Source organism: Streptomyces rubradiris (genome assembly GCF_016860525.1).
In the GTDB taxonomy this organism is placed as follows: domain Bacteria; phylum Actinomycetota; class Actinomycetes; order Streptomycetales; family Streptomycetaceae; genus Streptomyces; species Streptomyces rubradiris.
The window spans coordinates 1,177,307-1,202,905 of record NZ_BNEA01000015.1; the positions used below are offsets into that span (position 1 = coordinate 1,177,307).

A 25,599-nucleotide genomic window follows, 5' to 3' on the forward strand; every position below is an offset into this window, starting at 1 on the left:
TCTTGCCCTGCCCACGCCGCCTGTGATCACAGTCGTCATCGCCACCCGCCTGCGAGAAGACCGCCTCGGCTTCCTGACCGCCCTGCACACCAGCCTCACCCGGCAAACGGTCCCGTGGGAGGCCGTCATCGCCCTCGACGGCGCCGACCCCGAGCGCCTACCGGCGCCACTGGCCGGCGATCCTCGGGTCCGTACGCTGGCACTGCCGCGGCCAGTCGGCGCCGCGTGCGCCCGCAACCTCGCCCTGACCCTCGTCCGCACCCCGTACGTGAACTGGGCCGACGACGACGATCTGTTCCCCGACGGCGCGCTGGCGGCACGGCTCGACACCCTGGAGCAAGCGGGGGTGGGCTGGTGCGCCGGGTGGAGCGAGGACCTCCACCCCGACGGCACCACCACGCTGTGGCGCTGCCCGACACCGCCCGGCCGGCACGAGGCGGGGGATGTGTGGACGTACTGGCGCTCACCGGCCGACACCATCCCCATCGGGCCGACCACGATCCTGGCCCGCACCGAGCTGGTGCGCGCCGCCCCGATGGGCGGCCTGGTCCAGGGCGAGGACTACATGACGGCCATCGGCATCACCAGCCTCGCCCCGGGGATCCTGCTGCCCCAGCCGGTCTACCGCTACCGCAAGCACCCCGGGCAGATGACCGCCCAGCCCGGATACGACCAGCTGGAAGCCGCCGCCCGCGAACACGCCTGGAGTTACGGCCGCAGCCTGCGCTCGCTCACCCGCCGCGAGACCGCACGTGGCTGACGCCCAGATCACCCTCACCTACAGCCGGAACATCGGCGTCGTCGCCATCGCCACCGGCAAGCACTACGAATCCGCGGAGAAGGTACTGGGCGCTACCGGGTTCCGCCGGGGTGAGGCCGGGACGTACCACGTGTCCGACGCGGACGAGGCAGCGGCCAAAAAAGCCCTGGCCCGCCTGGTCCAGCGTGCCCAGGCGTCCGGAATCGAGGTGACGGCCAGCAGCCGGCGGTTCATCGGGGACGCCGCCCGCGACATCGCCCGCCTCCTGCCCGGCCAGTGGAACACGCAGGTCGAGATCTACGCCCACCCGGTGTGGCAGGAAGACCTCCTCCCCTATCTGTGGGACAACGGCGACCTAGCCCACGCCGTGCGGACTGCCCGGATCCCCTACGCCGCCACCCTCACCAACCGGGCCACCGCCACCATCCTGCTGCTGGCCGAACGCCCCGGTCGGCTCGGCTACCTGGTCGGTGCCCTCGCTCCCGCGGCGTTCGGCGAGGTGGACGGCGATCCGCACGCCCCGCGCAGCATCACCGTGGGGCCGTTCCCCGGCCCCGCCGCACAGGCGATCACCGAGCGGTATCTGCCCGCCTACGAACAGGCCGTCCACGAGCGTCGCATCACGATGGTGGCCGAGGCCCTCGGCATCATCCAGTCGGAACTGGATCCCCGGCGCGAACCGCGTACCGCCACGGGCGCCGAGGGTGCCCTGCCAGAACAGTCCAGGCAGTGCGCCCCGGCAGGCGACGCCTTCCTGGACCGCGCGTGGCGCGAGTTCCTCACCGTCGTGGACCACGCCCCGGTGCTGCTGGACCGGTGCCGTCCTGCGGCCAGTGCGTGGCCGCAGGACGCCGAGGCCCTCGACCAGCTCGCCGCCGCGCTCCTCGCCGCTGAACAGGTACGCGATGACCTGACCCGAGGCGTCCCGCTGTCCCGCGCCGACCACCACCAGCGCACCTGGCCGGTGATCGCGACCTGGCTCACCCACAGCGACAGCTTCCTGCGCCAGGCCCGCGCCGCGGCACCAAGCCCGCCTCCCGCGCCCGCACTCCCCGCACCCCCGCCCCGCGCCCTGCCCGCACACCGCCTTTGACCGTAGGAAGGCCCCCTTCTTGGACCCTGGCACGCACTTCGCCTTCGGCACCCACCCCGAGCACGGCTTCGTCGCCGCGTTCACCACGACCATGCCCGCCCACCTGGGCCACTGGTTCCTCACCCGCGAGCAGTTCGAGCCCGTCCCCGGCCATCCCACGCTGTTCCGGCTCACCGAGCCCGACCGTGACGGTGCGCGCCGCGCCCGCCACGCCGTCAACGACCTGCGGGCCCTGGGCTACACGGTGGACGCCGACCTCCGCCTCGACCCGCACCCACCGTCGCGGTCGGCACGCCCGGCCCGGCCCCACGCTCTGCCGGAGCGGCGTAACCGGCTCGCCCAGGCGGCGGCCGTGCGCTCCCCGCAGCACCGGGCCACGCCGCCCACCACCACACCCGCCACACGGCCGATTCCGCCGAAGCCCGCCTACGCCCCGACCGTGCACCTGCACACGGGACGGTCGCGATGACACCCGACGACGAGACGATCCGCATCACCCGCGGGCAGGGCGGCGAGGTCGAAGTCAGCGGAAGGATCGACGCGGTGGCCAAGGAGCTGCTGCTCCGGGCCGGTTTCCTCTTCCTGCCGGCCCTGCGCGGCCGGGTCTGGGTCCGGCTGCCGTTCGACCTCGGCCGCGACTGGGAGAACAAGCACGCGACCTGGGCAGCGGACATGCTCTCCACCGCCCGCTACCACGTGCACCTCGACCCCGACCTGCGCTACACCCCACCCGACGAACCGGCCCCGCCCGCACGACCGCCGGCCATGACCGCCCAAACACCACCCAGCAGGCCACAGCGCCGCTGAAACCCTTCCTCCGGGAGAACCTGATCCCTGACACCACCCCGCCCAGCGCGGCACAACTCGCCGACCGGGCGCGGAGTTACCGGCTGCGGATGACGGTCATCGACCGCGAGACCGAGACCGCCCTCGACGCCAGCCGGGACCGCTACGGCCGCACCGTCCACCACGACGCCGCCACCGCCGCCCGGACCCGCCGAACCCAGGCCGCCCTCGCCACCTACGCCATCCATCTCGCCGAACACGGCCAGCAGCTGCTCACCGCCGCCCGCAGCGGCCTCGACCACCAGCCCCCGGCCCCGCACACCGAAGCCTGGCGTGACCTACTGGCCGCCCTCGCCACCTCCCACACCGAGATCACCCGCACCCTGACCCACCCAGCCGGACCGGGGTCAACCGAGCAACGTCAACAGCATGCTGCCGTGTGGCCGCACCTGGCCTTCTGGGCCGATTACGGCTCCATCGCGGCCGACCTCGCCGACCAGCACCATCACCCCGGCCCCGAACTGTCCGCCGAGGACAAGCACCGGTGGACCGACCAGGCCCGTGCCGCACGACGGCGGGCCGAGCTGGAGCCGATCGAGTCCTGGTACGCAGCCGACGGCCGCCTCATCACCCTCGCCTACCTGGTCCAGGACGACACCTCCACCGTCATCGCCCTGGCCGGAGACCTGGATGCCGTATCAGGCTGGGAGGTCATCGGGCACTACGACGACGAACTGGCCGCCGGCCGGGCCCTGCCCCGCGCGGTCCCGCCCGGAGTCCTGCGCCCGGACGCCACCTCCCGCTTCAACCGGCCCGAGCCCACGCCCGAGCGCCCTGTACAGGAGCTGCTCCAGGAGGTGGTCGAGGCCCGCACCGCCAGCGAGGTCTCCGAGGCCCTGCTCACCGCCGCGCAGCCCGGCTACGAAGCCGGCCCCCTGGTCCGGCTGGAGCACCTCCTCGACACCGCGGCCCGCTTCTCCTACGCCCTGGACACCGTCCGCGGCCAGCAGATCGGCGCCCGGCTCGCCGCCCTCGGCCGGCAACTCGCCTTCCTCACCCAGGAAGTCCACGACGCGGCAGAAGACCTCGGTGCAACCGTCGGCATCCTGCCCCCACACCGCACCCCGGCACCACCCCGCACACGGTCCCGCCCCGCAGTGAGCACCACCCCTCCCACACCACCGGCCCGCAGCACGGCCACCACCCGCCGCGCGTAGGCCCGACTGCGCTGCAGCGGACTCTCCCTCCCTCTGCATTTCTACGACCTGTTCAAGGAGAATGATCCATGGCTGTCCGCACGAAGTGGACCGTCGACCATGCCTGCGGCCACGAAGTCGTCCACGACCTGTCCGACCGCGCCGCCGACCGACGGGCCGGGTTCGCCCGCTGGCTCGCCGCACGGGACTGCACCGACTGCTGGAAGGCCACCCGCAGCACCGACACCGCCTCCAAGGAGGAGTGGCTCGCCGCCAAGCGCGCCGAGGAACAGCGGGCCGCCGCCGAGTGGGCCGCCCAGTTCGACATACCCCCGCTGGAAGGCCCCGAACGCGCCCTGGCCTGGGGCGAACGCTCCCGCCACCAGCTCATGACCGCAGCCCACACCGCCCTCGTCATCGAAGGCACCTGGGACGACGCCGACTGGGCGGAACTGGAAGAAAAGGCCCGCACCATCACCCGCGCCGGATGGTGGATCGACCAGCGCGACTCCGACGGCACCGACCTGCCCGAACTCCTCGACGCCGCCACCGAGCAGGACCGCGGTACGGAGAACCCGTACCGCTAGTGCTCCGGCCTAGTTCGTGGCTTTCTTGGTCTGGCACACGGCTTGCCTTCAGTGATGGCTGGCTTGCGTTCGACTCTGACGACGACATCACCGAGCGGGCCAAAAGAGCCGGGAGGTTCACGTCTACGCGGGCCAAGCGACCAGCACCTTGAGCCAGTCGTGAGCCTCGCTCCAGGTGAGCGGGTGAGCCCGTCGGGTGAGGGATGGCGGGCGTTCGTCGGCACGGCACTTCCCGACCAGACCACACCGAAACTTTAAGTAGTTTCATAGTACTTAAAGCTTTCAATGCCACCGAGAACACTCTTTCGAGGGACGGCGGGCGCCATGCAGAACGGTCTAGTATTCCTTCCATTCTCGCCGATAGGTGAAAATTTCACGACGGCGTGAAAACGGGGAGTCCGGTCAGGGAGACAGCATGCGAAACCAGGCCGTTTGCGCTGGTCAGGCACAGAAAGAGGGATTGAAAATGAAGAGCACCCCCAATGGCATCTCCGCCGGGTCGCTGGTCGGCGCGCGATGGGTGAAGGCATCCGCGAGCGACGGCCGGGACGACTGCGTGGAACTTGCCGATCTCGGTGAAAACGTCGCGGTGCGCAATTCCCGCGACCCCGAGGGCCCTGCCCTGATCTTCACGCGCTCAGAGCTGGCCGCGTTCGTCGACGGCTCCAAGAAGGGCGAGTTCGACGTCATGACTGTCTGAAAAAATTCGGCCATGGGTTGCGGGAGCACCATCGGACAGTCCACCCTATGGTTAACATGGACGGCAAAACGCCGTGCCGCTAAGGGAGTTGGACTTGTCTCGTCATCTCGCCTCATTGCCGAATCCCGAAGGGAAAAGGCCGCGACGGCCCGCTCATCCGCTTGAACGGGCCGTCTCCGACATGCTCCAGCAGTATCGCGGCAACAAGCCTCAAGCCGAGGTTGTTGCTGCTGTTCCGGAGATCGGCTCGGTACCGACACTCAGTCGCTATGAGAACGCCGGCGTCGAGATGAAGCCCGAGAAGGTCGTAGCGCTCCTTCGTCACTATGACGCCCCGCAGAAGGATATCGACGAGGCACTAGACTGCCTGGCCCGGGCCAAGCAGTCGCCGGGCTGGAGTCCGCCAGCCGGTTCCTCCGAGGCGTTCCGGGCACTGTTTGCCATGGAGTCGCGCGCCAGAGTCATCAGGGTTTACCAAGAGTGCAATGTCCCCGGCATGCTACAGACCCGGGCCTACGCCAAGGCGCTCATGGAAGGTTTTAGTCGTACCCTTCCCGACGGCCAGCAGGGGAAGCACCAAAAAGAGCTGGCCGAGCGTCTTGAATTCCGGATGCGACGCCAAACCCTCCTCGACGGCGACAAGGCGCCGATCTACGAGGCAGTGATAGCTGAGGCTGTCCTGCTCGTACAGCGAGGTGGTGCGCGCACCCACCGGGAACAGCTTCGCCATCTGTATAACGTAGCAGAGAACAAGCCGAGTGTGCGGCTTCGCATTTTGCGCGGCTCAGCCCCTAGTGCCGGATCGGCCCTCCACAACGCGATGACCCTGATCGCACCGTTCGACATGGAAAGGGGTCGGTTGGTTTACCTGGAGAACCGGAACCGGGGAGGCGAACTAGTCACCGACGAGGAAGAGATCGAAACCTACATGGCTTCGCTAGACGACCTCTGGGTCGATGCCTGCGATAAGACGGAGTCCATGAAGATCCTCCAGCACTACATCAACCAACTGAGCGACTAATTCGTCCGTTTCAAGGCCGTCTTAATGAGCGCAACGCCGCCGTACTCGATCCACTCCTTGCTTCTTTGGCGGGGACCCAGGTCACTGTCGGGATGCCAGAGGGAGACTTCCATCGGCTTCTGCTCCTCGGCCTCCAGCAGTTCAAGACCTTCGAAGAAGCGGGTCACTTCGCTCGGAGAGCGAACTCGCCCCCAGTTGCCGTCCGTGACTGCATGCATGAAGCCGGTGATCTCTGCGCGGAGGGCGGGGTCGTCGCTGGCGAGCTGCGAGACCACCATATAGCTGCCGGCGGGCAGCCGGTTGGCAACGCGGCGGATTAGTCCCCACGGATCGTCGGTGTCTGGAATGCAGTGGAGCACTGACACGAAAAGCGCCGCAACCGGCTGCCCTTCCCGAAGTAATTGCTTCACCTGGGGAGTTTCGAAAATCTTATCCGTCTCCCGCATATCCATCTCCAGAACGGCAGTTGTCGACGGGTCCTCAGCCAGACCCATCCTTCCGTGAGCGGCCACTACAGGATCGTTGTCGATGTATACGACCTTGCATGACGGATCTACTGCTTGCGCAACCTCGTGCACGTTTGGGCTGGTGGGCAAGCCCGATCCGTGGTCGATAAACCTGCGTACACCGCACTCCTCCGCAAGGTATCGGACAGCGCGGACCAGAAATGCCCTGTTCACAAGAGCAAGTTCCCTGGTACTTGGCGCCAGTCGCAGTAATTCTTCGCACGCTTCGCGATCTACTTGGTAGTTGTCAGTACCACCGAGAAGGTAGTCGTACATTCTCGCGACACTGGGCTTGCTGAGGTCAAGGATGAGAGGCTCCCCACGCTCCCGGCCGCATGCCTCCTCAGGAGCACAGCGGCCCTCCGAAGGTAGGGGTCACATGTTAGGAGGGTTCTCCTCACCAGGGCTACCCGCAGCCACCAACAGGCGAACCCGTTCGGAGGCAAACCTGACACCAATCTGACGAGGTGTGCTCCGGCGCACACCATCCCAGGTCAGATAGCATCCGACGCAGGCATATGCCAGATGCTGACGGCATTCGCCAGGGCCCGGCGCCGCAGCAGTTCGAATGCATCCGGTGTCAGTCCCATGAGCCGACTGGCTGTCAGTACCGAGCATCCGAGCCGATGCCTCAGAAGCAGTGCGTCCGCCTCTGGTGTGCGAAGGTTCCGGTACAAGACCCGAACGTTGTCTGTTCGATGCGGGCCGAGGGTCTCGGCCAGGAGGGTCCACGCGAAACCGGAGGGTGACGTGCTACGCAGGGCGACGAGCCACTGGACAGCCAGTTCTGTCAAGGCAGCACGTGCCAGATGCCGTCCGACCGATGCACTGCCGGTGATTGTTGCCGCGAACTTCGAGTAATGCGACTGATGTTCACGGTGGAAAGCCGCGTAAGCAGCCTCCGCGCACCGGCGGCGAGGATGTTGGTCACCGAGCTTGCGCAGCCAGTGATCGCTTTCCTCGTTCGTTTTCGGCCATAAATAGATGGGATGCTGCTGCAAGGTCGTCACCTCGTTCCCCGGTCGGCACCAAAGCGCGGCGATGGCCACGCACACGGGATTGACAGGGATCAAGTCGGCTGGCCCACAAGGGACGTCATGCTGCCGACCGCTGCAGGAGCTGGCGCAGCGGCCGGCAGGTTGCCCGGGTCAGCGGTAGCGGCTGACCTTGTAGAACACAAGGACGCTTCGGTCGGCACAGAGAGCAACCGAGGCGGTGAGGAGGACCGTTGTGGATACCGTCTCTGGCCTGACCAGGGACGCGACGGTCACTCCGGCCGAGAGGGCAGCTCCGAAACGAAAGCGCAGCAGAAGCACACTCTTTACAGTGGTTTGCACAGCGCGGGAAACCGGAATGGTAATCTCTGGCACCGCCGGAAGGGCGCTCGCGAGCTTTCGGCGGACGTGCTGGATCATGCGCTAACTCCTCAGGTCGAGTGCTGGTCCGGCGCGGACACGCGGGGCTCCGAGGCTGACGCCAACCAAACTCGGGGCCCCGTTCCGTGCCTGTCTGGAGACTAGCGGCAGCGCGCGACCAGCAAGACGCGATGGCCCTGTGAAAGCGGAGCGGGGAACTCCTCATGCACATCACGCCTGGATCGAGGAGATGCAACCTCTTCGATCACGAGCAAAAAATGGCGCGCAAAGAAGAAAAAAACCGAACGCCTCCGGTCTGAAAATCGGCGTGCCGCTCTGAAAGTCATCTCGCGTCACCTCGGCCCTCTTCACTCTTCCGGGTTAATACTGACGAGTAGAAGTGGCAGGCCGACTGCGCCAGTGGCGGCACCGAATAGGGCGCAGGGTCTGAAGTCCTGGCGTCCACCTGGCGGTCGTTCCACGCCCGCGCGGTCTCGGGATCCGGTTCCCTTGTGCACCGCGCTGCAGGGCAAAGCGGTGGTCACCCCTGCTGGTGACGTCCGGTCGATTGAGCAGGTACCCGCGCTGCGCTGCTATCGGCCGCCTTACCGATGCTTCGAGCGGACGGAACATAGCCGAGGATCGCCGGTTAGCCAAACCGGCGATCCTGCGGACCATTGATCCTCCCGCCGTTACACGCACCGCGTGGAAGGATCCGCTTTGCTCCCACCGCCCTGGACCCCGCCGTCCACCCCAGCCTTCGCGCCGACACCCGACCCGCTCACGCCCGCCCGGGACATCACCCACGAGCACTTCGAGGCCGGTGACCAGATCATGGTCATCAAGGGCGTCGCCGGCGGTCGGCTATGCGGGGACGCGATGCGGGTTGTCGCCCCGTCCTGGCACACCCCGACCGACGAGGACGGGTGGCGGCTGCGCGATCCCAACGGCGGTGCCCAGACGTTCATCACCGCCCACCCCCGCTACCTGGTGCACCTCTCGCGGCGCTGCCCGGACTGCCTGATCTTCCAGCGCGCCATGGAGGACCACCTGCTGCCGAGGTACGCCGGCCATGCCGACGCCATCATCGACTGCGGCTGGTACACCACCACGGCCCTGGGCCAGCTCGTCCACATCGCCGACGCCCGCAGCGGCCGGTGACGCTGGCCGCCCGCCGTCCCGGCCACGCCCCTGCCGTGGCGGACGTACGAACCCTGGCCGCCACCGAGCAGTACCCCCGTGCCTTCACCGGAGCCGTACCAGCATGATTTCCCGTCTCAACGAACCCTCCGGCACCCCGCACGGGCCGCTCGGCGAAGCCCTGGGGCGCGTGGTGAGCGCGGAGGAGGTGCTGACGAAGGACACGGTGGTCGCCTACTGGCCGGCCCTGGACGCCTACCTCCTGGACGGCGAAACCTCGGCGTGGACGGCCGCCCAGTGGGCCGAGCACCTCGAAGACCCGCTGCTGGAGCACCCCTTCGCCGCCGGTCCCGCCGGTGACCGGAGGGCCGTCGTCCACCTCTCTGTCCGGCTCCACCCTGATGACCGCCGGCCGAACGGTGCGGAGTGGTCCGAGATCGCCCACCGTTTCGCTCGCGCGGCAGGCTTCGAGAACCCCGGGGACACGGCCGGCTGCCGGTGGATCGCCATCCAGGCGCAGCCCGGGCGCCTGGATGTGATCGCCAACCTCATCCGGCTGGATGGCGCCTGGCAGAATCTGCCCACCGGTCTGCTGAAACGGCTGGCGGCGGAGGCCCGGCGCATCGAGCAGGACCTGCGCTTGATCGCTCCTGCCGCTGTACCCGGCCGCCGGTGCCTGACCGGGTCAGTCCCGGATGCGTCCTCACAGCTGGCCGGTGTTCTCGCTCAGCTCACCGACGAGCGGTCCGGTCCGCTGGCCGCCGTGCGCGGTCTCATCGAGCGCACCGCGCACCGGGCAGCGCTCCAGCCCGGCACCGGCCCCGACATCGGGCACCGCCTGGAGCTGATCGCCCACCGCCTGCACCGCATCCAGCAGGATCTCGACGCCACCGCCACCCGTCTGACCGCCCGCCCCGGCCGGGTGCCGGCAGCCCCCGTTGTCCCCGCTGCCCGTGCCTCGGGCGGGCACTCACCGTAGGAGAAATGCTTCCCTTTGCCCCTGTCCGACCGCTACCTGACCATCCGCCGCGACCCGGACTCCGAGGAGGTCCTCGCCCGCGACGGGGACCTTGAAGCCCACAGCATCCTGCAACGCGCGGGCTTCGTGCCCGTCCACCGCCTGCACGAGACCTACCACCGGGCACCCACCGGCCTCCCGCCGGAGGAAGAGACCGGTCTCGCCACCGAGGCAGTGGCCCGGCTGCGCGCGGCCGGTTACCACGTCGACTGCGATGCCGACTTCGACACCAGCCACCGCCCCCTCCGGTGGCAGGTGCTGGGTGAGTCGGTCGCCCACCTCGCCGAGCGCCTCCGGCAGGCGACCAGCACCGGCGAGGCCGCCGAGATCCTGACGGAGCTGACCGCCCCCTGCGACGGCATCCTCGACGCCGTCGGTCACATCCTCATCGCCGCAGCCGAGTTCCACGACGGTCTCGGCACGGCCTCGGCCCCGTACACCGCGCGGCGGCTGCGCTACCTGGCCGAGGAGACCCTGCGCGTGATCCACACCGACCTCGTCCACACCCGCAACGACCTCGCCGACCAGCACGCCCCTCACCCCGGCCGCACCGAGTGCACCCAGGAAGTCCCCGCCGGGGAGCGCGAACGGTCCGCCGTGTGTGCGTGCCCGCCCCCGCCGCGCGCCCTTCCCGTCCCTCCGCCGCCCGTGGCCGGCGGACCGCGCCGCTGAACATCCCACCCCTCCCCCGCTCTTCTCGCTCAAGGACCTTATGCACGACCACGAAGACTCCGAACGTCTCGCCTCCTTCGCCGACGTCCTGGCCGGCGAACTGCCCGGCGCCTGGAGCAGCACCCACCACCCCGCCGGACACCGAAAGGCCCTGGCCGCCCTGGACGAGCGGATCTGGGACCTGGACCTCGTCGCCGATTTCCTGGCCGAGCACCCGCTGCGGCAGGCGGCCGTCCTGTCCCGGCCGGACGGCGCCCAGCTCATCGTCATCGACCGGTACGACGAACTCGGCGGCTTCCTCATCGCCGCCATCGCCCCGCGCGAGCTGCCCGACGAGGCGTACCGCGGTGTGGCCGAGCCGAACGGGATCGCGGTGGCGGACGATCCCTTCCTCGGCGCCGAGCAGGTCGCCGGTGACCTGCTTCCCCGCTACGAGGCCGCCCTCGCCCAGGTCCGCCACAACGCCCTCGACGCCATCGTGCCCTCGCAGCCGGACCGTCTGGTGCTGACCTGGCAGCCGGACGGCAGCCTCGCCGCCGCCCCCATCGGGGAAACGGCCGCGAACGTGCTGGTGGCCAACGGCTTCGTCCAGCTGGAGCAGACCGGCATCTACCGCCTGTCCGGCGACGACACCATCGAGCAGGCCCGTGCCGTCCGCAAGGCCGGCCGGGAACTGCGCGCCCACGGCATCGCCACCGCGCTCCAGCACCCCTCGGGCCGGATCACCCCGACCGCCACCGCGCCGTCCGCCCCTCCGGCCCCGGCCACGACCCGCACATCGGCGGCCCGGTCCCGGTGAAGCACGCCGAACCCGACTTCCACGTCCTGGACTACGTCACCATCACCAAGGACACGCGGACCGGGCTGGTCCTCGCCCTGGGCGGCGCCGACCAGGCGGCCGGGATTCTTCAGCGCGCCGGCTTCCTCGACGCCCCCGGCCCCCGTGGCACCTACCACCGTCTTCCCCACCACCTGCCCGTTCAGGAACAAAGCCGCAGGGCCACGACCGCCTCGCACGCCCTGCTCGCCGCCGGATACAGCGTTCACCTCGACCCGTTCCTGAACGACCTGGCCGTATCGGACGGCAACCGGGAAACCGCGCTGCGGTACCTCGTCCAGCTGTCACAACGGGCCGGTGATACGTCAGACGCCCAGGAGCAGGCGGCATTGCTGACCGAGATCGCCGGTCCTGGCGAGGGACTGCTGCCACTCATCCGGCAGGCCGTCGCAGTCCTGTGCGTCGGGTCCTTCGCCGACGGAGCGGACCCCCAACCGGTCAGACAGCTCATGAACACAGCCGACGCGCTCTCGCGGGCCGCCGACCAGATCCTTCGGCTCCGTAACGACATCGCCAGCACCGCACCACCGAACTCCGCCGTAAAAACGCCGAGCCCGGCACCACGGCTACCGACCACGCCCGTCGATCACCGGAGGATCCCGTAACACCCCGCACACCCCCGCCGATGAGCTGGCACCTCACGCCACGCCTGGCGACCGCACTGTTCCGCCGCTACCTGTGCGCCTGCACACCAACCGGCCCCGACCGCACCTGCCTGCTGGCCGGCGCGCGCCCCGAGACCACTCTCAGCGAAGCCCACCGGACCAGCCGCCGCTGATCTTCGATCCCACGCTCTTGGAGGAGCATGCCCAACCCGAACCCTCACACCATCATGCTCACCAACCAGGTCACCCTGCGCATGCGGCAATTGTCCCGGGCTCTCGAACAACTCCCCGCCGACCAGGCCCTGAAGGTCATCGCACGCATCCTCCACCCGGTCGACGGAGCGATGGGCAGCTTCACCCAGCTGGTGGAGACCGGGGCCCGTATCGCCAGGGACCAGGCCGAGCGCGGCGTGCTGGCGCCGGAGGTGTGTCTGGCCCTGGGCCGGGCCGCGAACGAACTGCACAGCATCGGCCTCGACCTGGCCGAGCACAAGGACACGCTCGCCCGGGCAGGCGCACCGGCCGGTACGTCGGCGGCCCGCCCTGCATCGCCCGCGCCGCTGGTGGCGAGGCGGCACCGGTGAGGAAGAGTCGTTGGCCGGGCTGGGGGCCGGGCGAGCAGGCCGAGCAGCACTACCTCATCCAGCCGCGGGCGCTGGCCGGCGGCGGGGACATCCGGCATGTCTCCGAATTCCTGCGTGCCTCGGGCTGGCGGGACAAGTCCAAGAACGGCGGGCCTTTGGTCATGGAGAGCGCGGACCGTGCGATCCGCCTGACCTACGACCCCTACGTCCAGCCGGGCGGTTGGATGATCCAGGCCAGGGCGCGCGGGGAGCAGGCCGAGTGGTGGGCGATGTTCGGCCGGCAGACGCCGGTGGAGATCATCGCCGGGCTGACCGACGCACTGACCCAGCCCCGCTCCGCGCACGCCCCCAACGTCTGGGCGCCCCTGGCCCAGCAGGGCTGGGTGGCGCGGGCCGAGGGCCGGCACTACACCGCCACCAGCCCCGACGAGGCGGCCTGGCTGCACTTCCGACAGGACGGTGAGGGCAACGCGATGTGGTGGTCGGGCGCGCGGGACGAGCAGGGCAACGGCTGGAGCGCCCAGTTCTCTGCGAGCACCCCGCTGCACCTCGTCCAGGCGTTCTCCACGGCGCTGGCCTCGCCTGAGCCGGTAATGCGACCGCGCGGACGTGTCCCGCACAGCAGCAAGATCCAGACCACCTCCGTGTCCGTGCTGCCCTCCCAGCTCGGCGCCTGGCAGCAGGCCCGCATCGCCGCCGCCCGGGCCGCCGCCTGGGCCCGCAATTCGGCGCGCGGCGCCCGCCCCACCACCGCCCGGCCGCACGCGAAAACCGGCGCCTTCCGCGCACGCCGCTGACCACCCCTCCCTGGAGTTTCGTGCCCGACCTCACCCCGGATGACATCCGCACCGTCGCCAAGACCCTGTCCCGTCTGCCCGAGTACCTGTGCCAGCCGAGTGAGCCGGGGTGCGGCTCGTGCCGGTGAGCGAACAGCAGCTCGCGCAGTTCGCCAGGACGCACGAGTGGCGCATCCCCTTCGACGCCAGCCCGCGGCACCTCGCCGGCCCCGGTGACGCCCGGTACGTCACCCACGGTCTGGCCACCGCCGGGTGGAAACGCACCTCCGACCCGCTCAGCACCCAGCTCGTCCTCACCAGCCCCGACTACCGTTACCGTCTGGACTTCACGCCAGGGAACGGGATGTTCGCCTGGTGGCGGTTGTGGGCCGAGGCGACCGAGACCGAACGGAGCTGGGCCGCCGGGTTCGGCGAATTCGTGCCCGCCGAAATCCTCGGAGCCTTCACCGATGCCCTCATCGCCCCTCCACCACAGCGGCACAGCACCCCCCTTGACGTGCTGGACGCCGCCGGATGGCTGATCGACGCCCGAGGAGCGGCCAGTTCACCGGATGCGACCTGCCGCGTCGAACGGCACACCGACCGGCCCGACGACCCGCGGGCGGCCTGGCACGTAGAGGTCTGCGACCCCGACCGGCCTCGCTCCCGGCTGTGGCACGCCCACTTCGATACCGGCACACCCGTGCACCTGGTCACGGCGTTCGTCACCGCGCTCGCCGACCCCGCCCCGCTCCAGCGCGGCATGTACGACCGCACCGCCCTCCCAAGCGTCACCCAGCAGCGCAGCACGGTCACACCGGAGCAGATCATCGAGGCCCACAAGACGCGCCTCAACTCCCTGCACGCTCTGGCCCGCGCAGCCCGGCGGCACAGCACCACAGCCGCAGCCGCCCCGGCGTCATCGGCCGCCGCCCGTCCGGCTGCCCGCCGCTGACCTCGTGAGCGCCCACCGGCACCCAGCCCGGGTCAGGCCGGTGAGCCCGCGCTTCTTCGCCCGGTCACGGGTACCGCACGGCGAACCACCGCTTCCCCCTCTCGGAAGGAGGGCAGCCTTGCCCGCTTTCTCCACCCCCGATCCCAACCAGATCGCCCAGGCGACCAGCACCCTCGCCGACGTCAAGGAGTACCTGCGCGGCGATCCGCCAGCCGCCGATGCGCTGCCGCTGCTCGAACCGCTCCTGGACAAGGACACCGGTGTCCCGGTCCTGCTCGGTGACATCCTGCGCGACGCCGCCCGCCTGGCATCCGACCAGTCCGGCCGCCCGGAAACCGACGAGATACGCCTGATCATCGACGGCCTGCGCGAAGCCGCCCAGGAGGCCACCGACTGGCACGTCCTGCACTGGGACCTCCCCCGCCTGCACCAGCACTTCACCCACAGCGCCACGCCGCAGGACGAGCGATGAGGCCGACCCACCCGGCACCCGGCGACGGCACCGATGCGGCACTGGACGACATCCGCCCCGGAGCGCGGTGGTGACACGGCCGTACATCCCCACCCGCGCCAACGACCCGTACGGCCTGATCTGGTTCGAGACCCGCCCCCGGTATCTGGCCGGCGGCGGTGATCCCCGCCGGATCACCCAGACTCTGCGGGCCGCGGGATGGCACAACCTCTCCGACCCGGACTTCCCCCACGTCGTCCTAGCCAGCCCCGACCGGAGTCACAGCCTGGTGCTGGAGCCCCAGCCGGGACCGTACGGGAGATGGTGGCGCATCCACGGACGGCATGAACAGCGCAGCTGGTACAGCGAGTTCGGGGCGAACACGCCTGTGGAGATCCTTGGCGCCCTCACCGACGCTCTGCTCGAACCCGTACCCGAGCACACCGAGGACATCTGGTCCCAGCTCACTGCGGCCGGCTGGCACTACCAGCGCGACGAACACGGCAACGAAGACGCCTCCCACCCCGACGGACACCTGCGCCTACGCCGCTTCGCCGACGATGCCCTGGGCTTCCACTGGCTCGCCGAAGCCACCACCGAGCGGCACGAACGAGTATGGACTGGCTGGCTTGAGGACCGCATGCCCCCGCACCTGATCGCCGCCTTCACCAAGGCCCTGGCCAGTGACGAACCAGTCCAGCGAGCCCGGGCCGACGTCCCGCACCTCCACCTGGTCACCCAGGAAGAGCGCGGTCCGCAGGCCGAGAAACTCGCCGCCGAGCACGCCGCACGGCTCAAAGCGGTGCGCGCCACCGCCCGCAAATCCCGCCGCGCTGCCGCGCAGAGCACACCCGGCGTACCGGCCGCCATCGCTTCCGCCCCACGCCCGGCCGCACGCCGCTGACCTACCGAAAGGCACCTCGCTCATTTCCCCCGACCCCAACGCCCAGCGTGAGTTCCTGCGCCGCCTCGACCGGTACATCGGCGAGGCCAAGAGGATCCTCGACGCCTGGAACTCGTACTCCGACCTGCACACCGACCTCGACGGCTGGCCGTACGACGACCACGCCTACGGCCTGCGCCAGAGCCGCCGAGACGCCGAGACCGCCGCGGCGTTCGAGGAGGTACGTGCCGGCGCCAGGCACCTGCTGGACAGCGCCGAAAACCAGTTGCCCCTGGTGCCCGCCGACCGCGCGCAGACCCGCTGGATCCACCAGCTCGGCGTCCTACGAGACGCACTCGACCGCCTCGACGCACTGGAAGAGGAGTGGCACGCCACCCAGGACAGCCTCCCGCGCGGCACCGAAGCCTTCGAGACCGCGCTCGCCGAACACCACGCCGAGTGCTGGAGCTACCTGGACGACTGGGCCACCCACGGCCACGTCATCGGTGAGATCAACACGGCCGTGAAGCGCCCCCCTACCTCCTGGTCCCGACCACCGGCCGCGCGACCGGCCCCGGCCACCGGCCACACCACCATGGCGCGGAGGTGACCGTGCACGAGTCCTCCCAGACGGTCGAGATCGACTTCGTCGCTCCGCGGTATCTGGCCGGCGGCGGTGACCCCGCCTGGATCACCGTCCCCCTGCACCGCGCCTGCGGCTGGAGCCACGGCCACGACCCCCTCATGCCGCGCGTCATCCTCTCCAGCCCCGACCAGAAAGCACTGCTGCGGCTGGAACCCGACCCGGACAGCGCATGGTGGACCATCCAGCACGCCGCCGGCCCCGACCGGCCCGCCTGGTACGCCAGCTTCGGCGCCCGCACCCCGGTCGAGATCATCGCGGCGTTCACCGACGCCCTCACCGCCCCCACCGGCGATGTGGCAGACGCCTGGGACCCCTTGGCTCCGCTCCGCGACGCGGGCTGGTCACCGACGACCCAGGACAACCGGCTCGCCTCCCCCGACGGCACGGTACGCGTCGACCTGCACGAGGCGACCGGCACCTGGTGGGTGACTACCACCCTGAACCAAGCCCAGCGACCGGTATGGCAGGCCCACTTCGGCGAGCACACCCCACCGCACCTGATCACCGCGTTCACCACCGCACTCACCGACCCCACCCCGCTCGCCCGTATCAGCACGGTGGACAGCCTCCCCACCCGCGACCCGCACCTTGTCACCCACACCCGCGCCGAAGTACGGGCCTCCCAGATCGCCTTCGTGCTGGAGGACCGGGTCCGCACGCTCGCCGCCCGCCACAAGGCCCCGACGGCACCACCCGGCCTTCCCCGGCGGCCGTCCGCCGACCCCGGCCACACCCGCTGATCCCCCTCCCCCCCCACCGGAGCACGCAGCCCTTTGCCCCCTGCCTCCACCAACACCTCCGACGGCTACGACCTCGCCTTCCGTCTCCTCATGGGCGTCCTCGCCGTCGTCGTCCCCCTGTCCCACCTCGCCTGGCTGTCCGGCAACCTCACCGCCTACCTCACCGGGCACCCCTGGGCGCCCTACCAGCCGACCACCGCCCTGCTCCACCCCGACCAGCTCTGGCCCAACGTTGGTGAAACGTCCCTGCTGATCGGCGCCCGCATCCTCCCCGTCACCGTCCTGCTCGCCCTCGGCGCGACAGCCGGCCTGCTGTGGGCCCGGTACAAGAACAACGGCGGCGGCCGGAAAAAGAAGATCACGGCGATGGCCAAGCCGAGGGACATCGAGCCCCTGATGGCCAAGGCGATCACCGACAAGGCGCGCTCGCTGCGCCCGAGTCTGAAGACCGCCAGGCACATCGCGCCGAAGGACACCGGCATCCTTCTGGGCAACCTCCAGGGCACCCGGCACGAGGTCCGCATGGGGTACGAGGACGTGGCCGTCGCCATCATGGCCCCGCGGTCGGGTAAGACGACGTCGCTGGCGATCCCGTCCATCCTCAACGCCCCCGGCCCGGTCCTGCTGACGTCGAACAAGGCGGCCGGTGACGCCTACACCGCCACCCTCGATGCCCGCGCCACGGTCGGACGGGTGTGGTCGATGGACCCGCAGCAGATCGCCCACGCGGCCCGCGAGATGTGGTGGAACCCGCTCGCCGACGCCAAGACCCTCGACGGGGCTGGCCGTCTGGCCGGTCACTTTCTCGCCGCGTCCGTGGACGCCTCCCAGCAGGGCGACTTCTGGTCCAAGGCCGGATCCAACATCCTCTCCCAGCTCTTCCTCGCCGCCGCGCTCGATGACCGGCCCATCACCGACGTGATGCAGTGGCTGGCCTTCCCCGCCGACCGCACCCCGCTCGACATCCTGCGCGACCACCAGTTCACCGCCGTCGCCGCCCAGCTCAAGGGCACCGTGGAAGGCCCGCCGGAGACCCGCGACGGCATCTACGAAACCGCCCGCCAGTACGCCGCCGCCCTCCTCAACAGCGAGATCGCCGCCTGGGTCACCCCACAGAAGGACGTCCCCGAGTTCCGCCCGTCGGAGTTCGTCACCTCCACCGACACCCTCTACCTGCTGTCGAAAGACGGCGGCGGAGGCGCCTCCGCGCTGATCGCGGCGTGCGCCGACTCGGTGATGCGGGCCGCGACCGCCCAGGCCGAACGCGCCGGCGGACGTCTGGACCCGCCGATGCTGGCGATCCTGGACGAGGCCGCCAACGTCTGCAAGATCAGCGACCTGCCCGACCTGTACAGCCACCTCGGCTCACGCGGAATCATCCCGATCACGATCCTGCAGTCCTACCGCCAGGGCCAGAAGGTCTGGGGCGATGCGGGCATGGACGCGATGTGGTCCGCCGCCACCGTCAAGGTCATCGGCTCCGGTATCGATGACCCGGACTTCGCGGACAAGCTGTCCCGGCTGATCGGCGACCACGACGTCGCCACCACCTCCACCTCCACGTCCGAGTCGGGCAAGTCGACCTCCGTCAGCATGCGGCAGGAGCGGATCCTGCCCGCCGATGCAATCCGCGCCCTGCCCAAGGGCACCGCCCTGCTCTTCGCCACCGGCATGCGCGCCGCCATGCTCGACCTGCGCCCCTGGTACGCCGAGCCCGGCGCCGGCGAACTGGCCGCCGCCTCCGCCCGCGCCTCCAAAGCCATCACCGCCCGCGCCGTCGCCAAACACACCCCCGCCCAGGCCGACTACGGGCAGGCCGCATGAGCACACCCCGGCTGCACTTGGTACCGGTCCGCTCCCGCCAGGCCAAGGACTTCGTCCGGACCTGGCACCGCCACCACGCGCCCCCGGCCGGACAGATCTTCGCCGTCGGCGCCGCCGACGAGAACGGCACCCTGCGGGCGGTGGCGATCGTCGGCCGGCCCGTAGCCCGCCACCTTGACGATGGCGCCACCCTGGAAGTCACCCGCACCGCGAGCGACGGGGTACGCAACGCCAACTCGTTGCTCTACGCGGCGGCGTGGCGGGCGGCGAAGGCGCTCGGTTACCGCCGGCTGATCACCTACACGCAGGACGGCGAGAGCGGCGCGTCCCTGCGCGGCGCCGGATGGCGCCTCATCGCCGCCCGGCCGCCCCGGCCCGGATGGCACACCCCCTCCCGGCCCCGGACCGATCATCCACCGATGACGCCTATACGTTCGTCGTTCTCAACCGCCCCATCCGCGGCGCCAACAGTCTGCTGACCGGTGCCGGATTCACCGCCCGCAAGATCAACGACCGCACGGTCTACCTGCTGGCGCCCACCACGTCCGAGGAAGCCAACGAGCACGCCGGGATAGCGATGTACGGGCTTTTGGCCCACACCCACGACCTGGTCGACCTGTCCTGGACCACCCGGGCAAACCCACAAGAGCCCCGGCCGGATCCCGGCATCCGCTTCACGCTCACCTCCACCACCTTCAGCGCGACCGCCACCACCGAAGTGGCCCGACTGGTCCTGGAGCAGCACGGCTTCGCCCGCTCGGCGGACGGCACCTCCTACCAGCCGGCCACGCCGCTGGGCATGGCCCATCTCCTGGGCGCGGTGGTCCGGGCAGAGGCCCACGCCCACGCCTACGGCATCACCGTCCGCGTCGATCTGGGCATCCCCACCCCCGACGCGATCCCGGCCCCATCCCCGCGTCCTTCCGCCACCGTCCCCGGCCGCCCCGGCGCGGAACCGGCACCGCGCCGATCCCAATGACCCTCTCTGGAGCCCGACCATCACCACCCGCCAGATCGATCTCCTCGAAACCGTCGACGGTCTGCGCCGGCTCGGCGCGGACTTCGACGCCCTCAAGACCGGCGTCACCCGCCTGAAGACGGATCCGGGCAGCGAGCTGCTGAAGCAGCTCGTCCCGGCCATCGCCCAGGTGCATGATCTGACCGGCCGTACCCTGCAGCAGCTGGCCGTCCTCGACGGCAGCCAGTACACCGTCGTCCCCGGCAGCCGCGCCTCCCTGAAGTGTTTGAGCACCGCCGTGGAAGCGGCCTGCCTGGCCGCCCTCGACCTCGCCGAAGCGGTGGCCGACAACCCGCTGGACGCGACCGGGTTCTCCGGCGAGCCGCTCCCGGACGCCGCCGCCCGGCAGGCCCAGGACGCCAAGACCCGTGCCCGGCTGGCGGACATCGTCGCCGATGCCGCCCACCAGCTAGATGTCTGCGCGACGGGCTGCCAGTACGCCGCCTCCGGCATCATCCGGGATCTCATCCGGCATCCGCAGCACATGCCGCCGATGCCTCAGCTCACCCGCGGCCAGTACACGGCGCTGGAGACCATCGCCCAGGACGGTGCCCGCTTGTGGCGTTCGCTGCGCGGGGGCCGGGAAACGATCCGGGCCGGTAACGGCAGCACCATCCGCAGCAAGCCGTTCCACGTCCTGGCGAAGAACCGGCTCGTCCGCGTCCAGGAGCGGGACTCCTCGCTCGGCGGCCAGGACGTCTCGGTCACCGCCGCCGGACAGCTGGTCCTGGACACCCAGCGGTCCTCGCGGACGCCACCGTCAGCACCGGCCCGGCCCGCTCCCTCTGCCTCCTCTACGGCCGGGCGGCGGCGATGACCACGTTCGCGCCCGAGGGCCTCGTGCTCGTCTCCCCCCGGTACCTGGCCGGGTCCGGAACCCGGATCGCCGACGCACTCGGCCCCCTGATCCACCTGTTCGACTGGTCCTACGACCACGACCCGGCCAGCGGGCACATCCGCCTCGACAGTCCCTGCGGCAGTGCCTTCCTCGACTTCGAACCGACCCGGTTCGACGGGTCGTGGTGGACCATCCGCCACCACGACCCGTCCTGGACGGCCCGGTTCTCCCGGCAGACCCCCATCGAGGCCATCGCCGCCGTCGCCCAGGCCCTGCCCCAGCTCCTCGGCGACGCCCGGCACGCCGACCGCATCCCCCTCACCACCAGCGCCCTGGACCAGACCGCCGCCCTCAACGGCTGGACCACCACCCGGACCGAGACCACCACGGTCTACGCCTCCCCCGACGGGCACTGCGTCCTGACCTACGAGCCGGGCGGTGAGCTGCCCTGGCGGTTCACGCACTCGCTGTACGACGGGTTCGACACGGAATGGACCGCGACCCTCAGCCGCGACGCCCCCAAGGAGCTGGCCCGGCAATTCTTCGCCCACCTGGCCGACCCGGCACCGGTCGAACGGCTCTTCAAGGACCTGCCCTACCTCGTCCAACACGGCTCGGGTGCGCTGATCACCCCCCTGGCCGCAGCCGCCGTCAGCCCTCACGTCCACCACGCCGCCGCGCAGGCAACCCGCACGTCTGCCGGCCGACCCCAGAAACGATGACCTTGCCCGACCTTCCTCTGCCCGAGCGCCTTCTGCTCCTGGGTGCCGACTTCATCCGGCACCGCGACGTCCTCACCCGCATCAACTCGGCACACACCGCCTACGCGACCGGGGCGGCAGCCGAGCACATCCCGGTCACCCAGGCCCTGGCTCGGGGCGCGCTCGATGCGCGCGACGCCATCGGTACGGCGCCAGGGCTCCACCACTCACCGGACGTCGAACGCGCCATCGTCCGGATGACGCAGCTCGCCACGCTGGCCGTGGTCGCCGCCGACCACCTCATCGACGCGGTCGACCTGCTGTCCCACACCGTCTCCCACCACCCCGGGCAGGGACCGGCAACGGCTCCGCCCGCCGCGCAGACGGCGCAGGCCGCCAGACACTCCCGCCTGGCCGAACAGCTGACCTCGCTCGGCGCCGAGGACTGCCTGGCCGCCGCCGGTCTCCTCGCCCGCGAACTGCGCCAACAGCACCCCGGCGCCTTCCGGCCGCCGCCGGCCCTGTCACCCACGCAGCGGGCGGCGCTCGAAGCCGTCGCCGCCGGCCGGGTCACCCTCGACCAGCACGGGGTCCTGGTCGAGCGTGGCACCGGGCGAATGGCCATCACCACGATCCGTTCCCTGGAAAGCCGTGGCCTGGTGCAACGGGAGCCCTGCGCGCTGTGGATGCACGACGAGCGGCCCCACCTCACCCCGGAGGGCTGCCAGGCCCTGGCCGCCACCCTGGGCCAGCCTCGTTCCGCCCCGCCCGCGGCCATCCCTCCCACGGCCAAGGCCGCCGTGACCCGGTCGGCAACCCGCTAAGCCCTCCCGAGGAACCCCGCCTTTTTGCACACCTACAAGCCGACCGACCTGGACGACATGACGATGGCGGAAGCGATCGACGCCGTGATCGCCGACCTGCTCCACCACCCGGTCGCCGCTTCGCCCCACGGCGTGTTCACCGTGATGCGGCACATCGACCTGCTCTGTCACCTGACAGCCCGAGCGGTCGGCGATGCCCACTTCGGGCTCGCCTGCGAGCACGCCGATCCCGCGGACCAGGAACGCGTCGAGCCGCTCGGCCGGGCAGCCGCTCACCTCGGCCGCGCCACCGCCCACTACACCCTGGCGCTGGCCCCCGTCATCGCCCTGAGCAAGTCCGATGCCCGAAGCGCCAAACAGCTCGACGTCTTCGACGCGCTGAGCCAGCTCACCAAGCAGGTCCATGACGCCCTGCTCGCTCTGTCGGACGCCCGTACCTGTCTGACCACGCCCCTGCCGCCCGGCGGGCAAGCCGCGCCGGCAGCACCCCCGTCCGTTCCGGCCCCACCCGCCGCCAAGCCCCGCCACTGATGACGACACCGCCCGACCCCGACACCCCGCTGTTCGACGTGGCCGCACCCGCCGCGCTGACGCCCGTGGAACGGCTGCTGGCACTCGCCGACCTCTACACCCAGCACAACGACGCGATCGACCTGCTGTTCGCCGGCCGCGCCCTACTCCCCGAGGATGCCTACGTGTCCTCCTCCCACCGTCTGGAGCGGGAGACCCTTGCCGGCATCAAGACGGTACGACAGCAGTCCCTGCCGGCCGTCGAGCCGGTCACCAGCGCCGTCGTCCGGCTGAAGCAGACCGCCTACCTGGCCGGTGGCGCCACGCGCTACCTCACCGCCGCCCGGCAAGCCCGGCCCACCGACGACGCCGAACCGACCCACCCTGATCCGCGCCGCGGGTTCGGCCAGTACCTGCGGCTGGCCCGTGAACTGACCACCCTCGCACCAGCGACCATCGTCGCCTCCGCCGCACAGATCGCCACCAGGCTGCCCCAGCGGGCACGCAGCACCACCACGGTCCCCGGCCTGGATACGGCCCAGCGGGGTGCTCTCCTCGAAGTCGCCCAGGGCCACGTTGCCGTCACCGATCAATACGGTCAGCGCGCTTACGGCCACAGCGTGCCGGTGCCCGTCGACGTCCTGCGCCAACTGGAAGCCCAGGGCCTGGTGGAGCGCCAGTCCACGACCGTGCCCCCGCTTTTCCCCGGCGGCTCCTCACGCGACCGCGTACGCCTGACCACCCTCGGCACCTGCGTCCTGAGCACGGTCATCGACACCCCCCACATCCCCAGCCCACCCGCGGCCAGCCCGGTCCCCGCCCCGGCCACGGTCAGCACCGCCCGCGCCCGCCGCTGACGCGTCCCGTTGCTGCCTCGTTCACGCAAGGAAGTCCCTGATTCCCGCTTCGCCCACGCTCATCTGCATCTCGCTCGGTGCCGGCGTCCAGTCCAGCACCCTGCTCGCCCTGTCCGCCAACGGCGTTCTCCCGAAGGCCGATTACGCCATCTTCGCCGACACTGGCTGGGAGCCCCGCGCCGTCTACCAGCACCTGGACCGGCTGGAGAAGGAGATTGCCGCTCCCGCCGGGATACCCGTCCTGCGGGTCTCCTCCGGCAACATCCGCCGTGACGCCCTCGACCCGAACCACCGCTTCGCGTCCATGCCCCTGTACGTCCTCAACCAGGACGGCAGGCCGGGCATGACCCGGCGCCAGTGCACCGGGGAATACAAGATAAAACCGATAAAACGACAAGTCCGTGAACTGCTCGGCTACCCCCACCCGCAGCGCGTCCCGAAGGACGTCTTCGTCGAGCAGTGGGTGGGCATCTCCACCGACGAGTTCCACCGCGCCAAGGACGCCGACGTCCGCTACATGCGCAACCGCCACCCCCTGATCGACCTGGGCTGGTCGCGCAGCGACTGCCTGCGCTACCTCACCTCGCTCGGCCTCGCCGACACCCCGAAGTCCAGTTGCCTGGGCTGCCCGTACCACGGCAACGCGCAGTGGCGGCACATCCGGGAAAACCCCGAGGAGTGGCGTGACGTCGTGGAGTTCGACGCGGCGATCCGGGCGGGCAACGCCCGCGCGAACGCCTCCGGCACCCGGCTGCTCGGGCAGGCGTTCCTCCACCGCTCCCGAGTCCCGCTCAGCGAGGCGCCGATCGACCACGTCACGGCGGCCGAGTGGGCCGCCCGCCAGCAGGAGATCGATGACCGCACCGCGGTGGTGGAGGACCTGGAGAACGGGGTGGTGGACGGCTGCTCCCCGTGGGCCTGCCGGTCAGGCGACCCCGTGCGGAGCGATTTCGACCTCACCGCGTGACCACACCCGCCCCATCCGCCGGACCGAATGCCCGAGAGCACTGATCATGACCAGCATCACCCAGGCCCTGGCCCTCTATGACATGGCCGGCCAGATCGAACGCCTCCGATTCCAGCTGCGCGCCCTGCCGCCGGCTCCCACCATCCCAGACCTGGACAGCGTCACCGCGCAGGTGCACTCCCTGGCCGGAATCCTCACCGCTGTCAGCGACCAGGTCAGCCACCGCCTGGGCCTGTCTTCCGCGGACGCGAAGAAGGCGGTGGTGGTGTACAGCGCTGCCCTCGTCCCGCTCGGTGAGGCCATGACCGAACTCGGCCGCCTGCAGGCCGAAGTAACGTTCTTCAACTTCACCACCTACCCCAAGTATCACAACAGCCCCTCGGACTTGGAACGCCAACTCCGGTACGTCAACGAGATCATCACCGGCTGTCGTGACGCAGCCGACGAGGCACTCGAAGTCGCAGCCGATGAGCTGCAGGCAGCGGCGGTCGAACTGGCGCACCCACCCGCTCGCGTACAAGCCGCTGCCCCCGCCCGCACACCCGGCCCCGTCAACTCCGCACAGGCCAACCCCGCGCCCGCCATACTGCCCCCCGCCGTGGCACCGCGCGCAGCGAAAAGCCGCTGACATGCCCGCCCTTCAATGGCCGACCCCGCGTTCAGCTCCGGACACGGCGGCTGAACGCCGGTGCGCCGGGCCACCTCGGCGACACCCTGACCCGCCGAGACCCGCGGGCGCCTGCGGGGC

General features: G+C 70.3%; 34 protein-coding genes. 31 read left to right on the forward strand and 3 right to left on the reverse strand.

The genetic code is table 11. The annotated features are described in order from the left end of the window. Window positions 1–22 precede the first annotated feature (22 nt). The 8 genes from Srubr_RS18490 (at window position 23) to Srubr_RS18525 (ending at window position 6,143) form a co-directional block, all read left to right on the forward strand. Entirely contained in the window at window positions 23–760 is a 738-nt protein-coding gene (locus tag Srubr_RS18490) for a glycosyltransferase family 2 protein (protein WP_189999553.1), read from the forward strand. Beyond that, window positions 753–1,853, forward strand: a complete 1,101-nt coding sequence (locus Srubr_RS18495) for a hypothetical protein (protein WP_189999552.1) — start codon at window positions 753–755, stop codon at window positions 1,851–1,853. Before Srubr_RS18490 ends, Srubr_RS18495 begins: the two co-directional genes overlap by 8 nt. Before the next feature lie 19 nt (window positions 1,854–1,872). Beyond that, window positions 1,873–2,322, forward strand: coding sequence for a hypothetical protein (locus Srubr_RS18500; RefSeq protein ID WP_189999551.1), 450 nt, complete (start codon window positions 1,873–1,875; stop codon window positions 2,320–2,322). Then, window positions 2,319–2,660, forward strand: coding sequence for a hypothetical protein (locus tag Srubr_RS18505; protein ID WP_189999550.1), 342 nt, complete (start codon window positions 2,319–2,321; stop codon window positions 2,658–2,660). The genes Srubr_RS18500 and Srubr_RS18505 overlap by 4 nt, the downstream gene beginning before the upstream one ends. 89 nt (window positions 2,661–2,749) lie before the next feature. Then, a complete protein-coding gene (locus Srubr_RS18510) occupies window positions 2,750–3,856 on the forward strand; it encodes a hypothetical protein (RefSeq protein ID WP_229926993.1) in 1,107 nt (368 codons plus the stop codon). Window positions 3,857–3,924: 68 nt separating this feature from the next. After that, window positions 3,925–4,422 (forward strand): hypothetical protein, encoded by a 498-nt coding sequence (locus tag Srubr_RS18515; RefSeq protein ID WP_189999549.1) that lies wholly within the window; start codon window positions 3,925–3,927, stop codon window positions 4,420–4,422. A gap of 415 nt (window positions 4,423–4,837) precedes the next feature. Then, a complete protein-coding gene (locus tag Srubr_RS18520) occupies window positions 4,838–5,122 on the forward strand; it encodes a DUF397 domain-containing protein (protein ID WP_373313650.1) in 285 nt (94 codons plus the stop codon). Between the two features lie 181 nt (window positions 5,123–5,303). After that, complete coding sequence (locus Srubr_RS18525; RefSeq protein ID WP_189999547.1) at window positions 5,304–6,143, forward strand: DUF5753 domain-containing protein; 840 nt, start codon at window positions 5,304–5,306, stop codon at window positions 6,141–6,143. Here Srubr_RS18525 and Srubr_RS18530 read toward each other — a convergent pair. The 3 genes from Srubr_RS18530 to Srubr_RS18540 all read right to left on the reverse strand — a co-directional run bounded on the left by Srubr_RS18530 (window position 6,140) and on the right by Srubr_RS18540 (window position 8,064). Continuing rightward, complete coding sequence (locus tag Srubr_RS18530) at window positions 6,140–6,958, reverse strand: SAM-dependent methyltransferase (RefSeq protein ID WP_268257609.1); 819 nt, start codon at window positions 6,956–6,958, stop codon at window positions 6,140–6,142. The genes Srubr_RS18525 and Srubr_RS18530 overlap by 4 nt on opposite strands. A gap of 185 nt (window positions 6,959–7,143) precedes the next feature. Then, entirely contained in the window at window positions 7,144–7,650 is a 507-nt protein-coding gene (locus tag Srubr_RS18535) for a hypothetical protein (RefSeq protein WP_189999545.1), read from the reverse strand. Window positions 7,651–7,797: 147 nt separating this feature from the next. Further along, entirely contained in the window at window positions 7,798–8,064 is a 267-nt protein-coding gene (locus tag Srubr_RS18540) for a hypothetical protein (RefSeq protein WP_189999544.1), read from the reverse strand. 660 nt (window positions 8,065–8,724) lie between these two features. Between Srubr_RS18540 and Srubr_RS18545 the strand changes: the two genes are divergently transcribed. The 23 genes from Srubr_RS18545 to Srubr_RS18655 all read left to right on the forward strand — a co-directional run bounded on the left by Srubr_RS18545 (window position 8,725) and on the right by Srubr_RS18655 (window position 25,479). After that, window positions 8,725–9,165 (forward strand): hypothetical protein, encoded by a 441-nt coding sequence (locus Srubr_RS18545; RefSeq protein ID WP_189999543.1) that lies wholly within the window; start codon window positions 8,725–8,727, stop codon window positions 9,163–9,165. 103 nt (window positions 9,166–9,268) lie between these two features. Then, window positions 9,269–10,123, forward strand: coding sequence for a relaxase/mobilization nuclease (locus Srubr_RS18550; protein WP_189999542.1), 855 nt, complete (start codon window positions 9,269–9,271; stop codon window positions 10,121–10,123). Window positions 10,124–10,138: 15 nt separating this feature from the next. Further along, window positions 10,139–10,834, forward strand: coding sequence for a hypothetical protein (locus Srubr_RS18555; protein ID WP_189999541.1), 696 nt, complete (start codon window positions 10,139–10,141; stop codon window positions 10,832–10,834). Window positions 10,835–10,874: 40 nt separating this feature from the next. Then, window positions 10,875–11,633, forward strand: coding sequence for a hypothetical protein (locus Srubr_RS18560; RefSeq protein ID WP_189999540.1), 759 nt, complete (start codon window positions 10,875–10,877; stop codon window positions 11,631–11,633). After that, window positions 11,630–12,277 (forward strand): hypothetical protein, encoded by a 648-nt coding sequence (locus tag Srubr_RS18565; protein WP_189999539.1) that lies wholly within the window; start codon window positions 11,630–11,632, stop codon window positions 12,275–12,277. The genes Srubr_RS18560 and Srubr_RS18565 overlap by 4 nt, the downstream gene beginning before the upstream one ends. A 20-nt stretch (window positions 12,278–12,297) precedes the next feature. After that, the gene (locus Srubr_RS18570; RefSeq protein ID WP_189999538.1) at window positions 12,298–12,450 is read left to right on the forward strand and encodes a hypothetical protein; all 153 of its coding nucleotides are present in this window, start codon (window positions 12,298–12,300) and stop codon (window positions 12,448–12,450) included. Between the two features lie 27 nt (window positions 12,451–12,477). Further along, window positions 12,478–12,861: a hypothetical protein gene (locus tag Srubr_RS18575; protein ID WP_189999537.1), complete on the forward strand. Its 384-nt coding sequence runs from the start codon at window positions 12,478–12,480 to the stop codon at window positions 12,859–12,861. After that, entirely contained in the window at window positions 12,858–13,658 is an 801-nt protein-coding gene (locus Srubr_RS18580) for an SPDY domain-containing protein (protein WP_189999536.1), read from the forward strand. The genes Srubr_RS18575 and Srubr_RS18580 overlap by 4 nt, the downstream gene beginning before the upstream one ends. A gap of 124 nt (window positions 13,659–13,782) precedes the next feature. Next, the gene (locus Srubr_RS18585) at window positions 13,783–14,592 is read left to right on the forward strand and encodes an SPDY domain-containing protein (protein ID WP_308439959.1); all 810 of its coding nucleotides are present in this window, start codon (window positions 13,783–13,785) and stop codon (window positions 14,590–14,592) included. 118 nt (window positions 14,593–14,710) lie between these two features. Further along, a complete protein-coding gene (locus Srubr_RS18590; protein ID WP_189999534.1) occupies window positions 14,711–15,064 on the forward strand; it encodes a hypothetical protein in 354 nt (117 codons plus the stop codon). Window positions 15,065–15,134: 70 nt separating this feature from the next. Then, the gene (locus Srubr_RS18595; RefSeq protein ID WP_189999533.1) at window positions 15,135–15,947 is read left to right on the forward strand and encodes an SPDY domain-containing protein; all 813 of its coding nucleotides are present in this window, start codon (window positions 15,135–15,137) and stop codon (window positions 15,945–15,947) included. A gap of 274 nt (window positions 15,948–16,221) precedes the next feature. Continuing rightward, window positions 16,222–16,536 (forward strand): hypothetical protein, encoded by a 315-nt coding sequence (locus Srubr_RS40830; RefSeq protein WP_229926992.1) that lies wholly within the window; start codon window positions 16,222–16,224, stop codon window positions 16,534–16,536. 2 nt (window positions 16,537–16,538) lie between these two features. Further along, window positions 16,539–17,312 (forward strand): SPDY domain-containing protein, encoded by a 774-nt coding sequence (locus Srubr_RS18605; RefSeq protein ID WP_189999532.1) that lies wholly within the window; start codon window positions 16,539–16,541, stop codon window positions 17,310–17,312. Between the two features lie 90 nt (window positions 17,313–17,402). Next, window positions 17,403–19,136 carry a type IV secretory system conjugative DNA transfer family protein gene (locus Srubr_RS18610; RefSeq protein WP_373313653.1) on the forward strand — a complete coding sequence of 578 codons (1,734 nt, stop codon included), beginning with the start codon at window positions 17,403–17,405 and terminating at the stop codon, window positions 19,134–19,136. Beyond that, window positions 19,133–19,615 (forward strand): XF1762 family protein, encoded by a 483-nt coding sequence (locus Srubr_RS18615; protein ID WP_229926991.1) that lies wholly within the window; start codon window positions 19,133–19,135, stop codon window positions 19,613–19,615. Before Srubr_RS18610 ends, Srubr_RS18615 begins: the two co-directional genes overlap by 4 nt. Then, window positions 19,516–20,115 (forward strand): hypothetical protein, encoded by a 600-nt coding sequence (locus Srubr_RS18620; protein WP_189999530.1) that lies wholly within the window; start codon window positions 19,516–19,518, stop codon window positions 20,113–20,115. Before Srubr_RS18615 ends, Srubr_RS18620 begins: the two co-directional genes overlap by 100 nt. A 169-nt stretch (window positions 20,116–20,284) precedes the next feature. Next, window positions 20,285–20,971, forward strand: a complete 687-nt coding sequence (locus Srubr_RS18625; RefSeq protein ID WP_189999529.1) for a hypothetical protein — start codon at window positions 20,285–20,287, stop codon at window positions 20,969–20,971. Then, window positions 20,968–21,714 (forward strand): SPDY domain-containing protein, encoded by a 747-nt coding sequence (locus tag Srubr_RS41450; protein ID WP_189999528.1) that lies wholly within the window; start codon window positions 20,968–20,970, stop codon window positions 21,712–21,714. The genes Srubr_RS18625 and Srubr_RS41450 overlap by 4 nt, the downstream gene beginning before the upstream one ends. A 2-nt stretch (window positions 21,715–21,716) precedes the next feature. Beyond that, window positions 21,717–22,517 (forward strand): hypothetical protein, encoded by an 801-nt coding sequence (locus tag Srubr_RS18635; protein WP_189999527.1) that lies wholly within the window; start codon window positions 21,717–21,719, stop codon window positions 22,515–22,517. A gap of 24 nt (window positions 22,518–22,541) precedes the next feature. Further along, the gene (locus Srubr_RS18640) at window positions 22,542–23,048 is read left to right on the forward strand and encodes a hypothetical protein (RefSeq protein ID WP_189999526.1); all 507 of its coding nucleotides are present in this window, start codon (window positions 22,542–22,544) and stop codon (window positions 23,046–23,048) included. After that, entirely contained in the window at window positions 23,048–23,884 is an 837-nt protein-coding gene (locus Srubr_RS18645; RefSeq protein ID WP_189999525.1) for a hypothetical protein, read from the forward strand. Before Srubr_RS18640 ends, Srubr_RS18645 begins: the two co-directional genes overlap by 1 nt. A gap of 100 nt (window positions 23,885–23,984) precedes the next feature. After that, window positions 23,985–24,851, forward strand: a complete 867-nt coding sequence (locus Srubr_RS18650; RefSeq protein ID WP_189999582.1) for an adenine nucleotide alpha hydrolase family protein — start codon at window positions 23,985–23,987, stop codon at window positions 24,849–24,851. 46 nt (window positions 24,852–24,897) lie between these two features. Beyond that, entirely contained in the window at window positions 24,898–25,479 is a 582-nt protein-coding gene (locus Srubr_RS18655; protein ID WP_189999524.1) for a hypothetical protein, read from the forward strand. Window positions 25,480–25,599: the final 120 nt, after the last annotated feature.